The sequence below is a fragment of the Streptomyces sp. GD-15H genome, from assembly GCF_045291515.1.
In the GTDB taxonomy this organism is placed as follows: domain Bacteria; phylum Actinomycetota; class Actinomycetes; order Streptomycetales; family Streptomycetaceae; genus Streptomyces.
Window position 1 is genome coordinate 2,077,353 of record NZ_CP149447.1, and the last position, 12,375, is coordinate 2,089,727.

The 12,375-nt window shown below is 70.0% G+C and carries 14 protein-coding genes and 3 pseudogenes; 8 read left to right on the top strand and 9 right to left on the bottom strand.

What is annotated here, in order from left to right:
* Positions 1–678: 678 nt before the first annotated feature.
* Together WJ438_RS09920 and WJ438_RS09925 are read left to right on the top strand one after the other, a co-directional pair.
* A complete protein-coding gene (locus WJ438_RS09920; protein ID WP_406724899.1) occupies positions 679–1,251 on the top strand; it encodes a YceI family protein in 573 nt (190 codons plus the stop codon).
* A 232-nt stretch (positions 1,252–1,483) separates the two neighbouring features.
* Positions 1,484–1,787 (top strand): annotated as a pseudogene (locus WJ438_RS09925) (isochorismatase family protein); the annotation flags it as partial.
* Between the two features lie 127 nt (positions 1,788–1,914).
* Here the strand turns inward: WJ438_RS09925 and WJ438_RS09930 are convergent.
* Positions 1,915–2,442 carry a copper chaperone PCu(A)C gene (locus tag WJ438_RS09930; protein WP_406724900.1) on the bottom strand — a complete coding sequence of 176 codons (528 nt, stop codon included), beginning with the start codon at positions 2,440–2,442 and terminating at the stop codon, positions 1,915–1,917.
* A 313-nt stretch (positions 2,443–2,755) separates the two neighbouring features.
* Here WJ438_RS09930 and WJ438_RS09935 point away from each other — a divergent pair, with 313 nt between their 5' ends.
* Entirely contained in the window at positions 2,756–3,166 is a 411-nt protein-coding gene (locus tag WJ438_RS09935) for a transposase family protein (protein ID WP_406724901.1), read from the top strand.
* Between the two features lie 264 nt (positions 3,167–3,430).
* Here the strand turns inward: WJ438_RS09935 and WJ438_RS09940 are convergent, their stop codons facing one another.
* Both WJ438_RS09940 and WJ438_RS09945 read right to left on the bottom strand, forming a co-directional pair.
* Positions 3,431–4,573: a cation:proton antiporter gene (locus WJ438_RS09940; RefSeq protein ID WP_406724902.1), complete on the bottom strand. Its 1,143-nt coding sequence runs from the start codon at positions 4,571–4,573 to the stop codon at positions 3,431–3,433.
* Between the two features lie 2 nt (positions 4,574–4,575).
* Complete coding sequence (locus tag WJ438_RS09945) at positions 4,576–5,055, bottom strand: cation:proton antiporter regulatory subunit (RefSeq protein WP_406724903.1); 480 nt, start codon at positions 5,053–5,055, stop codon at positions 4,576–4,578.
* Positions 5,056–5,430: 375 nt separating this feature from the next.
* Between WJ438_RS09945 and WJ438_RS09950 the strand changes: the two genes are divergently transcribed.
* Positions 5,431–6,183 carry a transposase family protein gene (locus tag WJ438_RS09950; protein WP_406724904.1) on the top strand — a complete coding sequence of 251 codons (753 nt, stop codon included), beginning with the start codon at positions 5,431–5,433 and terminating at the stop codon, positions 6,181–6,183.
* A gap of 377 nt (positions 6,184–6,560) precedes the next feature.
* Positions 6,561–7,223 carry a dienelactone hydrolase family protein gene (locus WJ438_RS09955; protein ID WP_406724905.1) on the top strand — a complete coding sequence of 221 codons (663 nt, stop codon included), beginning with the start codon at positions 6,561–6,563 and terminating at the stop codon, positions 7,221–7,223.
* 216 nt (positions 7,224–7,439) lie between these two features.
* Here the strand turns inward: WJ438_RS09955 and WJ438_RS09960 are convergent, their stop codons facing one another.
* The 4 genes and pseudogenes from WJ438_RS09960 to WJ438_RS09975 form a co-directional block, all read right to left on the bottom strand.
* Positions 7,440–7,721: a hypothetical protein gene (locus WJ438_RS09960; protein ID WP_406724906.1), complete on the bottom strand. Its 282-nt coding sequence runs from the start codon at positions 7,719–7,721 to the stop codon at positions 7,440–7,442.
* Positions 7,722–8,140: 419 nt separating this feature from the next.
* Complete coding sequence (locus tag WJ438_RS09965; protein ID WP_406724907.1) at positions 8,141–8,263, bottom strand: Hsp20/alpha crystallin family protein; 123 nt, start codon at positions 8,261–8,263, stop codon at positions 8,141–8,143.
* Positions 8,264–8,346: 83 nt separating this feature from the next.
* Positions 8,347–8,784, bottom strand: a pseudogene (locus tag WJ438_RS09970) (thioredoxin family protein).
* Between the two features lie 71 nt (positions 8,785–8,855).
* Positions 8,856–9,296, bottom strand: a complete 441-nt coding sequence (locus WJ438_RS09975; protein ID WP_406724908.1) for an ATP-binding protein — start codon at positions 9,294–9,296, stop codon at positions 8,856–8,858.
* Positions 9,297–10,183: 887 nt separating this feature from the next.
* Between WJ438_RS09975 and WJ438_RS09980 the strand changes: the two are divergent.
* Positions 10,184–10,945 (top strand): annotated as a pseudogene (locus WJ438_RS09980) (transposase family protein).
* A 161-nt stretch (positions 10,946–11,106) separates the two neighbouring features.
* Here WJ438_RS09980 and WJ438_RS09985 read toward each other — a convergent pair.
* Positions 11,107–11,262, bottom strand: a complete 156-nt coding sequence (locus WJ438_RS09985; RefSeq protein WP_406724909.1) for a hypothetical protein — start codon at positions 11,260–11,262, stop codon at positions 11,107–11,109.
* Positions 11,263–11,283: 21 nt separating this feature from the next.
* On the opposite strand from WJ438_RS09985, the gene WJ438_RS09990 reads away from it, so the two are divergent.
* Together WJ438_RS09990 and WJ438_RS09995 are read left to right on the top strand one after the other, a co-directional pair.
* Positions 11,284–11,421: a hypothetical protein gene (locus WJ438_RS09990; protein ID WP_406724910.1), complete on the top strand. Its 138-nt coding sequence runs from the start codon at positions 11,284–11,286 to the stop codon at positions 11,419–11,421.
* An 85-nt stretch (positions 11,422–11,506) separates the two neighbouring features.
* Positions 11,507–11,857 (top strand): transposase, encoded by a 351-nt coding sequence (locus WJ438_RS09995; protein WP_406724911.1) that lies wholly within the window; start codon positions 11,507–11,509, stop codon positions 11,855–11,857.
* 321 nt (positions 11,858–12,178) lie between these two features.
* On the opposite strand, the gene WJ438_RS10000 is transcribed toward WJ438_RS09995, so the two are convergent.
* Entirely contained in the window at positions 12,179–12,370 is a 192-nt protein-coding gene (locus WJ438_RS10000) for a hypothetical protein (protein ID WP_406724912.1), read from the bottom strand.
* Positions 12,371–12,375 lie beyond the last annotated feature (5 nt).

The window sequence follows — 12,375 nt, forward strand, 5'->3', positions numbered from 1 at the left end:
GACGGCGCCACTGCAGAGGCCGCTCACCGCAGGGCTCACCACCCCGAACGCCGAGGCCGCCGACGGGGCCTGGCTCTGCATCTGCCACCAAGCGTCCGCCCACCTGGAACACCTCATGGCCCGTCCGGACGGGTCCGGCCGTGTGCCGGATTGCGGCCGCACCGCCGCCGAACCGCCGATGAGCTGCGCCGCCTTGATGCTGACGAGGCATCCGCCGCCCTGCGCGCCACGCACATGGCGACATCGGCAAGAGGCAGGCGGAGTGCAACCCGGCGTCGTTGACCGACGCCGGCCCGCGTGGTCGTGAGGATCAAGTCGCACAGGGTCGTCGGATGTCTCTGACGGCCCGCCGCGTGCACCCGGCGTCGGCCTGAGTTCAGCGACGAGGGCCTCGCCGTGGGCCACGGCTTCCTGGCGCCGGTCAGGCGTCCAGGGCAAGCTGGGTGAGTGTCGGATCCGGGGAGTGGACACTGGTTCCGGTATCCAGACGCAAGCGGTTGCCGGATCGACGGGTCTCCTACGCTGCAGTGGCCACCACGGTTCGCCTGCGCAGGAAGGTGCCGTGCCCAGGCCCCGGCATCCAGTTCCACTGCAGCCCTCGTCAGGTGCAGGGACCAGGGACACGCCGAATGGGTTGCCTCAACGCTCCGGCCGCGTCCAGGCCGTACCTTCGGCGCTGTGACGCTCACAGACGGAACCTACCGGCTCGGCCCGTCCACCGGCCGCCTCCTGATCAAGACCGGCCGTGCAGGGCTGGGCCGCAAGGCGGGGCACGACCTCACGATCGAGGTCACGCGATGGTCAGGGGAGGCGGTGGTGGCCGTGGGTGATCCGGGCAGGTCGTCGGTGCGCGTGAGCGTGGAGGCCGGCTCGTTGGAGGTCCGGGAGGCAACGGGTGGGCTAAAGCCGCTCACTGACGCTGACCGGGCGGAAATCAAGCGGACGCTGGGAGACAGGGCCCTGCTGCACACCGCGGAGCACCCCACGATCACTTTCCGTTCCACCGGCGTCGCGGGGACGCCCCAGTCGTTCGAGATCACCGGGGATCTCACCATCAAGGGCCGGACCCATCCGGTGACGGTACGCGGGAAGGGCAATGACGGCAGTCTGATGCGCGGGTGGGCGACGGTCGTGCAGTCCACCTGGGGGATCAAGCCCTATACCGCGTTCTTGGGCGCGTTGCGGCTGGCCGACGAGGTTCGGGTGGAGTTCGAGGTGGCCAGGCTCGAGCCAGTGGACCGGCCGGAGTAGCCGCTGCGGGCGGTGGCGGGGCGGCTGGAGCGGCCGGTCATGCCCGCCTCGTCCAGCGCGCGGTAGCCATCCGCCCACGCTCGGCAGAGGTCGCATGCACCGCCAGGCCGTGAGCACCGACGACCGGCAAGCCAGGGCGGGGATTGTCCGGCCCGGTCCTGCGTGTTACATCGAGAATTGGCACTCTCAACCCTGGAGTGCCAACACCGGCCCGGGTGACGCGTTGGTCGAGGCGGTCCTCGACAAAGGGGCCTACGCGGCCGTCTCCAGCGGTTTCGAGGGTGCGGACGCGAACGGGACGCCTCGGGCGCAGTGGCTGCGGCAGTGCCAGGCGGCTGAGGTGGACATCGTCGGTATCGCCACCGATCACTGCGTACGCGCCACCGCGCTGGACGCTGTGCGGGAGGGATTCCGTACACGGGTCCTGATCGACCATACGGCTGGCGTCGCGGCGGAGTCGACGGAGCGCGCGCTGGGCGAACTACGGGCCGCCGGCGTGGCACTTGTCCGGGAAGCCCGTCGTGGCCGCGGGCTGAACCAGCCAGCCCGTACCGGGACTGCTCGTCGAGGCGTTCAGCCGGGACTTGGCGCCGGTGCCGCGGTCCGCAGAGCTGCTTGACCAAGGCCAGTGGGTACGCGGCGTTCCGGAGCTCCGCAGTTGGCTCACCGTGTCGGGGAGGGGCTTTCGTCGTAGACAGGGACCTGCGATTGGATGTTGAAGGTGATCGATCCCGCGTTCTTGAAGCGCATGGTGAACTTCATGAAGTCGCCGCCCCTGATGAGCTGGCCAACGTCCCGCAGCATCAGGTGGGCCTTGCCCGGCTCCAACTCCACGAGCTGGTTCGCCGGCAGTTCCACCCCGTCGGGAAGCGGCTTGCCGTCGGAGTCGACGATGTCCACCGAGGCCGCATTCGGCGTGCTCGCGCCCACGAGCTTGTCGGCCTCGCTGCCCTTGTTGTAGAGCCACACGTACGCGGGGACGTCATCTCCCGGCTGCCACGGCTTGCCGCGCGGTTCCGCCACATGCGCGTACCGGATCATGATGTCGCCGACGCGGGCGTTCTGACCCGGCGCGTCCCACTCCGGCAGAGAGAAGTCGTCATCCCCGCCGCATCCACTCGAGGTCAAGGACAGGACGAGGACGGCCGCCGCGAGGACGCACCGGCCACGGGGCGCTAACAGAGCTGCCAAGGTCGCTCCTCTCACCAGCCCCACCGATTCCACATTGAGGACCCGCACGATCCAGGGCAAACGGAACGGGGCCGATTGCGCACAGTTCCAACGTCGCTCGTACGCAAGCCACACGGGCGCCCCGGATGCCCGCAGTCCCAGGCACCACTCGGATCGTCAGCGAGTGCGGCAACAACTCTAACGGCGTTGCCGACTATTGAAGATCGGGGCGAGAACCGTGTGGCTGAGGGCCCGAGGTGCTGACCGGGGATGGTGGTTCGGCCGCTGGTGAACGCCGATCCTCCGGCAGGACCCGTCCGCATATCCTCCGGACATGGCTGATCACCGCTCGGTCGACGTGGGCGGGGTCCGGCTGACCTACCAGATATCGGGTCCGCCGGATGCTCCGCCGCTCGTCCTGTTGCACGCGCTGGGCGAGGATGCCACCGACTGGGAGCCGGTGGTGCCCGCCCTCGCCCGCGCGGAGGGCGTGAGCTTGCGGATCGACGGGACCGAGACCCAGGTTCGCCGCCCGAAGGCCCACCGCCCGGGCCGCTGCGCGTTCGTCTCCGGCGAGAAGAAGCAGGACACCATGAAGACCACCACGATCAGCGATGGCCCGGGCCGCACCCTGTGGTCCGGGGCCGACCGGCCCGGAAGAACGCACGCTCAGACTGCGATGCGCACCGAGGTGCATCGCCGAGCAGTCCCACCTCCACCCAGACGTGAGAGCCGAGGTGGATGAGGGCTACCGGGGTCTGGCGAACGAGTTCCCGAACAGGTCAGTGCGCCGCCGAAGAAGCCAAGGGAAGGCGCCCCGTTCGGTGACCGGTACGCCTGGCGTGAGCGTTCTGCGACCGGAGTGGTGGCCGCAGGGCCCGCAGGAGGAGGACGGTCTGCGGCTGTATGAAGTTCTGCGGGACGTCCGGAGCGGGCAGCAGTCGCGGACCGTGGCGGCCGACCGGCCGGCCCCGGTGTCTGGGCCAAGGGGCGCGGCTCGCTGCCGCTCTCATGAAGGCAGGCGCGGGGCACCTGCGAGGCGGGTGAGGAACGGCCCCGCGATGGCGAGGACGAAGACATAGGCGGTGACCAGGGGGGCGAGGTCGCGGTGCAGCGTGCCGACCAGTCCGATGATGACGATGGAGAATTCGCCGCGCACGATGAGCGCCGTTCCGGCCCGCAGCTGCCCGCGGCGCCCGATGTGGTCCCGCGCCGCGGCGTACCGGCCGGTGAGCAGTTTTGTCGCGGCCGTGACCGCGGCCAGCGCGAGGGCGGCGGGAAGGAGCGGCACGAGGTTGTCCGGGCCGACCGACAGGCCGATGGCGAGGAAGAAGACGGCGGAGAAGAGGTCGCGCAGGGGGCCGAGGACGGCGCGGGCGCGGTCGGCGGTCTCTCCGGTGAGGGCAAGGCCGACGAGGAAGGCTCCCACCGCCGCCGAGGCGTGGATGAGTTCGGCGAGTGCCGCGACGCTCAGGGTGATGCCGAGCACTCTGAGCATGAGTTGTTCGTCGTCGGGGTGCGAGAGCAGCCGGCCGAGGTGGTGGCCCCACCGGTAGGAGGCGGCGAAGGCCGCCAGCACCGCGCCGAGGGCCGCGAGGGCGCCGAGGACGGCCTGCCACCAGGGGCCACCGGACGCCAGGACCGCCAGCAGGGGCAGGTATGCGGCCATGGCGATGTCCTCCATCACCAGGACGGAGAGGATGGCGGGCGTCTCCCGGTTGCCGAGCCGCCGCAGGTCGGAGAGCAGCCGGGCGACCATTCCCGAGGAGGAGACATACGTCGCTCCCGCGAGAGCCAGAATGCCGATGGCGTCCAGGCCGAGGAGCCATCCGCTCAGTGCGCCGGGGGTGGCGTTGAGCACCAGGTCGACGACGGCGGAGGGCAGGTGCCCGCGCAGGCTGCCGGTGAACTCGGGGAGAGAGAACTGCAGTCCGAGCGTGAGCAGCAGCAGGACCACACCGATGGCCGCCCCGGCCTCGACGAACTCACCGGCGGCCGGCACCGGGGCGACACCCCCCTCACCGAGGGCCAGGCCGGCGAGCAGGTAGAGCGGGACCGGCGAGAGCGAAAGGCGCCGTGCGGCGGCACCGAGCACGCTGAGCGCGGTGAGGATGAGTCCGAGCTCCAGCAGCAGTGTGACGGTATGGCGCACTCTCAGCCCTGGACGATTCGGTCCACGCCGGCGATTCCCTCACGGGTTCCGATCACGACCAGCACATCACCGGCCCGGAGCATCTCTTCCGGCTTCGGCGACGCGATCACGGTCTCGCCGCGGACGATCGCCACGATGGAGGCGCCCGTGCGCGACCGGGCCCGGGTGCTGCCCAGCGGTCGGCCGGTGTACGGGCTGGCGGAGCGGACCTCGACCTGCCCCGACAGCAGTCCGGGCACCTCCTTGGTGAGGTCCGCGAAGCGTTCGGCGATCCGCGGAGCGCCGAGGATCTCGGCCACCGCGTCGGCCTCCTCACTGTTGAGACGCACCACTGGCCGACTCGCGTCGGGGTCACCGCTCTCGTAGACGACCAGTTCGAAGTCGCCGGTCCGCTCCGCGACGATGCCGACCAGGTCGCCCTCGTGGTTGGTGAACTCATACCGGAGCCCCACCCCTGGCAGGAGTACCTCGGTGACGTCCATGCGCTCATCATCACCGGACTCCACGGTCCAGCGCGGTATGCGCCCAGGCGTGTCACCGTCGCGCCCGTGCGGCGGTCGGACCTCAGCGTCGACGAGGCCCGCGCAGAAGTCCCCGGCGGCGATCCCCCGCCAAGGCACTCGCGCCCCCAGCCGGCGCTCCAGACCCCTGGCTGTGACCAGTTGCAGAACGACTTGGGACCAGAGGTTGCCTCGCACGGTGGTGGAGTCGGACCCTGGAAGACGAATTGCCCCGCACATCACTGAGCCCCTTCCAACCTGACGGGTGGTTGGGCTGCGGGCCCCGGCGGCGGGCATGAAGAAAGCTCCTGGTAGACGGGTTCACGACCAAGATCACCGCATCCGCCAGGAGCTCGTGTGCCTGTCTACCCGCCTGCCATCGATCTGTCCAGCCGTACCCTGCGTCGTCTCTCCGGTCTGCTGGCAGGTCACCGACGCCGGATCGGTTCTCGCCGGCGCCGCCTGAGCTGCGGCCGGCAGGCTCTGCTCGTACTCGCCCACCTACGCTGCGGCGACACCTACAGCCGCCTCGCCGCCGGCTTCCGGGTCGGGATCGCGACGGTCTACCGCTACATACGCGAGGCCGTCGGCCTCCTGGCCACCCTCGCCCCGACGCTGGAGCAGGCCATGCACACCATCCGCGGGAAGGCGTACGGGATCCTCGACGGCACACTCCTGCCGATCGACCGTGTTGCGGCCGACCGCCCGTACTACTCGGGAAAGAAGAAGCACCACGGGATGAACGTGCAGGTCCTCGCCGACCCGGCCGGACGACTGCTCTGGGTCTCGGACGCCCTGCCCGGCGCCGTCCACGATCTGACCGCGGCCCGCACCCACGGCATCCCCGCCGCCCTCGCCGCCGACGGCATCAAGTGCGGGGCGGACAAGGCCTACCAGGGCGCCGGACCCGCCGTCCGCGTCCCGATCCGGGGCAAGCACCTGCGCGGCCGGCGCCGCCGCCACAACCGCGATCACGCCAAGATCCGCAGCCTCGGCGAACGCGCCATCGCCACCCTCAAGTGCTGGCGAGTACTTCGCAAACTGCGTTGCAGCACCACGAGGATCACCACCGTCGTCCGCGCCATCGTCACTCTCGAACTCACCAGCTGATCAAGATGGAAACGGCTCAAGCACTGCCTCCCGTGCATGAAGGCGTTTCAGGCCGCCATCGCATCCACAAAGTCCTGAACACGGGAGCGGACGATGGCCTCAGTCCCTCGGGTTTCCCGGAACGTGGATGGACCCAGTATCCGGTTACTGAGGGGTACGTCTGCCACGGACGTGCGAGGCGTTCGGCGATGGCCTGGTATCTGTGCTCGTTTCGGCAGCTGACCGACCCGGCATCCTGCTCGGCACGCGGCGGGAGTCCTCGTCGGACCGCCAACGGCGTGGTTCGTGCGACCTGTCGGGTTCCGGCGCGTGCGGAATCCGGCTCCGGGTACCCAAGGCATCAGTAGCTCCATGAGTGCCGCGTCGGGAGGAAACAGATGATCTCCGACTTGGTGTTGGTACCCGCGGAGGGGGTCCCGCTCGCCGGTGATCTGGTCGTGCCCGGCCCGGCGCAGGCGGTGGTCCTCATCGCCGAGGGCGCGGTCAGCTCCCGTAGCAGCCCGCGCGACCGCGCGGTCGCCGCCGTGTTCCACCGGGTGGGTCTGGGCACGCTGCTTCTCGACCTCCTTACCGAACGCGAGAGGCGGGAAGACACACGCTCGGGCCGGCACCGCTTCGACATCCCGTTTCTCGCCCGGCGGCTGGTGTCCGCCATCGACTGGCTGCGGCAGCGGCCCGAGACGGCTGAGGTCCCGGTATGCCTGTTCGGCGCCGAGACGGCCGCGGCAGCGGTTCTGCTGGCCGCCGCCGAACGGCCGGAACGGGTCTCGGCCGTGGTTTCCCGGGGCGGTCGGCCGGACCTGGCACACGACGCGCTGGCCTGCGTCCGGGCCCCGGTGCTGTTCATTGTCGGCGGCGACGACGAGACGGACATGCGCCTTGGCCGGGAGGCAACGGAGAAGCTGAAGGGCCCGAGCGAGATCCATACCGTCCCCGGTGCGACGCACCTGTTCCAGGACCCACGAGACCTCGGGGAAGTCGCGACTGCGGCTCGCGACTGGTTCGTCTCCCACCTGGGGAAGGAACAGCATTCGGCCTGACCCCGGCCAGGACCGCGAATGCTTGCCCGCCCTGAGGGAAAGCCACACCACACGGCGTACGAGGACTCCTCCTGAGGGCACGGACGGCTCCCGAGCGGCGCTGAGACGTCATTGCTGTCACATGGCGCGCCCGGTGTCGCCGCCCAGCGCCGCCATGTGCAGTGGCGCCGCGCGGCCTCCGGCTCCCCAGTCCTTCACCGTCCACGGTCCGGTGGTTCAACTGGTGTCGAACAGCGGACCCGTGATCGTCAGACCCAGTTCCGGCCCGGCATAGGAGATGAGCGCGAGCAGCATCGGGCAGGCGCCGCCCAGCGACGTGTCCTTCAGGAAGTGGATCCTCTCATTCTGGCGGCTCTGGGGATCCGTCTCCTTCCAGAAGGCGTGCATCAAGGACGCGGGGAACAGGAAGACGGCCAGCAGCAGGGCGCCGAGGTCGGCCCACACGCCGAGGACGATGCTCAGGCCACCCGCCAGGAGCAGAAGTCCGCTGACGATCACGGCGAGAGCTGCGGCGGGGACACCCTGGAGGAGGCGTACCCGGCCATGGCCTTGGTGCGGGTGAGGTGGCCGATGGCGGAGTTGACGAAAAGCACGAGCAAGGGGATGCGACCGATCAATGCCAGGACGTCCCTCGCGGCCTCCAGGTTCAAAGCGCAACTACTTGTTGGCTACCGCCTGCGCCGCCTTCTGACGGCCAGCATGCTGCCTGCACACCGTGTGGGACCGTCCTCGAGGCGAGACAGGTGGTGACGCGGCTGATTCCGGACGAAGCGGGTGACGGTGCCGACGCGTCGGCCGTTCGCCAGCACAAGGGCTCCCGTGGCTCGATGTCTGACAGGGGCCGGTCCCACAGAGTCCTGGCGCGGATGCCGCGGCGGGTCGGCAACCAAGGCTCAGCCAATCCGCCGTGCATCCCGTCAGCCTGTGATCTCAATGCGGCGGGGCTTGCTCTTCTGGGCCCGGGGAACGTGCACGGTCAGCACCCCGTGCGCGAGTTCGGCGCTGACCTTCTCGGCGTCGGCGTCCTCCGCCAGAACCATACCGATAGCGCCCCTTCTTCACCGTTTCCTCCACTATTCGAAGCCCGTGTCTGCCACGGCCACAGCGGCTCAGGGCACAGCGATCACCCGGATGACAGGGCCTGTTCGACCCACGAGCGCAGTGCGGGGGCGGGTGCGGCGCCGGTCTTGCGGGCGATGGTCTCTCCGTGGTCGAGGTGAGCAGGGTGGGCACGGCCTGAATGCCGAAGCGGGCGCTGAGCTGGGGGCTGCGGTCGATGTCGACCTTGAGGAGTTCGATCCGCCGGCGAGTTCCCTGGCGACCTGTTCCAGTGCGGGACTGACCAGGGGGAAGGGCCCGCACGAAGCGACCCGCGGATCCACCACGACCGGGATCGGTGCTTTCTCACTGACCTCGGTGAAGTCGTCGTCGGTGGCGTCGGCGCTCCAGGGCGATGGCGCGTGACAGTCGCCGCAGCGGGGTGCCCGCCGGCAGCGGCGGACACCCGATTCTGGCGCCCGCATGCCAGGCAGCCGACCGTATCGGTGCGGTGTTCGCTCACATCGCCTCACTTTTCCCTTCCCCCTTCCCCTGGCAGTGCGTGGGACGTGTGCCATGGCTGGCCCTCCAGGATCAGGCGACGACGGGGAGGTCGGCCCAATAGGTGGCGCGGTCGGCCTGCCGGCCATCGCCGTGCGCGACGGCGATGCGGTCGATGATCGCGAGGCCGCGTCCGTGCTCGCCGCCCGCGCAGCTGGCCGCCCAGTCGCCTTCTTCGGCGGCGGGCCCTCCGTCGGTCACCTCCACATGGACCTGCCCGGTGTGCGGATCCCGGCTCAGGTGCAGGACGAGTGGTGGCGCAGCGTGCTCAACGGCGTTGGTGACGAGTTCGGAAACGGCCAGCAACACCAGGTCGCGGGCTTCCGGGGCGACCTTCCACTGCGCCAGTGCCCCTTCGGTGATCTGGCGTGCTTCCCGGGCGGCCTGCGGTCGGTGCGTCAGTGCCCAGGTCCCACGATCCACGGGACCGGGCCTGCGTCCCGCAGACCGCCGCGCGTCGATGATGTCGCCCACGGTGCCTCCTGCCCTTCTCTTCCAGCTCCTCCATCCAGCAACCTGGGGCATCTGTGCAAGTACTTGCTCTTCAGAGCAAACGTCGATCGCTGGGTGGCTATTCCACGTTTCCCGTAAGACCAGCGGCGCCGGAGCCTCTGACCGGTCTCCGACGAGGCGCGCGTCGAACGCGGACAGCCACGACAGGACCGGCCGAATGTGGCGGGAGGCTGGAAGGCGACATGCTGCTGCACGTCGACGCTGCCGCCAACGCACGGCTGCGCGCACGGGTCCGGCCGCGGACTGGTCCACGGCCGCCCGGTCTCACGAATACGCTCTGTCGCGCGGCGGGCGAGCGGCTGCGGTACGAGGTCTCCCCGGTGGGCCGGCCGATGCCACGGCGCCCGGCAGCCCAAACAGTGCAGCGCCACAGACAGACCCTCGCGGCACCGAGCGGCCAGGCGTGCAGGGACCGCCTCGCCGGCGGCAGAGGCAACCGCGTCTGCCGGGAGTAGATCTTCCAGTCCGCGTGCAGGCCGGGTGTGAGAACGGCAGCGAGCAGCATCAGAGGGATCACGACAGCGGATACCCACCCACACAGCTCCTCTTTCCCGGGCTGCTGGTGTTGGACGCGTCAGCGTCGTCGCGGGCGCGGGATCTGAGCTCTCGGGCAGCGCGTGGCATCCGCAGGCTGCGCGGAGACCCTCCGACCGCATCGGTCCGCGCCAGCGGGCAGCGTGCGGCGGCCGCGGGTCGCGCCGCCCGGCACATCAGGCCCAGAGGCTGCTGCCGATCCCTCAGCTCTTTCCAACCTGCCATGGCAGCGTGGCAGTTGGGCTGGCAGATGGGTGAAGCCCCTGGTAGATGGGTTTTCGACCAAGAAGATCCGTGCCCACCAGAGGCTTCGCATGCCTGTCTACCCGTCCGGGCTGGACGTGCCAGTTCTGCCCTGCGCTTCCTCGCCGCTCGCCTGCGGGAACACCGTCGTCGCCTCGACACCCGGTGGCGGCGCCTGAACGCGGGGCGGCAGGCTCTACTTGCCCTCGCCCACCTCCGTAACGGTCACCCGTGCGCCCGGCTCACGGCCGGGTTCGGGATCGGCACGGCCACCGCCTACCGCTATGTCACCGAGGCCGTCGGCCTCCTGGCCGACCTCGCCCCGACACTCGCCGAGGCGGTCCGGACGGCGTCAACGAAGGCGTTCGTCCTGCTGGACGGGACGCTGCTGCTCATCGACCGCATCGCCGCCGACCGGCCCTTCTCCTCGGGCAAGCACAAGAAACACGGCATGAACATGCAGGTCCTCGCCGACCCGTCAGGGCGCCTGCTATGGGCATCTCCGGCCTTGCCCGGCGCTCTCCACGACGCCCGCGGCCCGCGAGCACGGCATCGTCGACGCCCTCGCCGAGGCCAGCATCTCCTGCTGGGCCGACAAGGGCTACCAGGGCGCCGGAGGCACGGTCCGTGTTCCCTACCGCGGCCGTTGGGAGACGCTCTCGGCAGGCCAGCAGGCCGTCAACCGATCCCACGCAAAGATCAGGGCCCTCGTGGAACAGGCCGTCGCCGCCCTCAAGTCCTGGCGGCTCCTCCGCAAGCTCCGCTGCTCGACCACCCGCATCACGAGCCTGGTTCAGGCCGTCCTGACCCTGCATCTGACCAGCTCGGACTGAGGAGGGAAAGGGCTCACTGACTCCCGCTCTCTCTCGTTGTCTCTCCCAGTTCGCGGCACGCCTCCGGCACACTCGGCAGCCGAAGGACGTGGCGCCAGGCCGCGCCCCGGGTCGCGCCGCCGACCGAATCGGCCTTCACCAAGGGCACGGTGCTGCGTGCGCTATTCCCTCGCCGCGTCCAACTCCACGTTCCCGGAGCAGTCCATGAACCAGTGCGCGCGGAAGTCCACCGGCATCGGGATCGGGTGCTGCGGGTCGGTGAGGTGCCGGAACAGGTACTCCGTGGCCGTGCAGTCGAACCGATCCCTGCCTCCCAACAGGGCCGAGCCGAGCGCCCCGTGTGGGTGAAGTTGATGGCAATGAGAAGACGTAAGACCCTGGTCGTCTGCCGGCCTTGCCACGAGGACATCCACGCGGGACGAGCGACCTCATCCACCCGGAAAAGATCACTGGAGAGCGGTGTGCTGGGAAACTAGCCCGCACCGTTCGGGAAGGGGCCGTCGGAAAAGGACCCGGGCCACGGGCACCTCGTCGGCGGCCTACTTCACTCGCCGCTGGTGGGTGACCGGGCTGATCGCCGAGCTCCATGACCGGCTGCGCGGGCAGGTCCGCGAGGCGGTGGGGCGGGAAGCGGAGCCGACGGCGGCGGTCATCGACTCGCAGTCCGGGAAGGCCGATGTGGCGGTCGGGTCCGGCAGCCGGGGCTTCGACGGCGGGAAGAAGATCAACGGCAGGCGGCGGCATCTGATCTGCGACACGACCGGCCTGCTGCTGATCAACGTGACCGCCGGTGACGTCACCGACCGCCAGGCGGCCACCGACATGCTGCCCGCCCTGCGCAGGCTCTTCCCCACGATCACCGAACTGTGGGCCGACGGCGGCTGCACCGGAACCCTGATCACCTGGGCCTGAGCGCGCTGCACCTGGTCGTCACCGTGATCAAGCGCAGCGACGACGCATCCGGCTTCGTCGTGCTTCCGCGCCGGTGGGTGGTGGAACGCACCGCTGTCCTTGACCTCGGTGGGACGGTCGCTGATGGATATCGCGGCTCCGGATGACGCCTCGCCCGGCTGGCCGACGGGCAGTCTTCGGGCGGCGTACGGGTCGCGCGGTCCGAAGCCGCTGGGTGAGGCCGCGGTCGATCGCCTGGCGGCGGCGCGGGTCGTAGAGCGAGAGGTAGGTCGCCTCGTGCGGGATCTGCATGGAAGTGTCGCCGGGGAACTGGTGTCGCAGTCAGTCCGCGAGCTGCCCGGGTGACCGGCACCGGGCCAGCTTGGCCTCCACCAGCGTGCGCGGAGCGGGCTGTTGGGTGAGTTCGGCCTGCCTGGGCCGGCGCCCACGTACGGAGGCGGCCGCATCGGCGGACGCGGCACGGTACTGGTTCCGGCCGCCGTCGCGGGCGATCTCACGGGAGACGGTCGACACCGGTC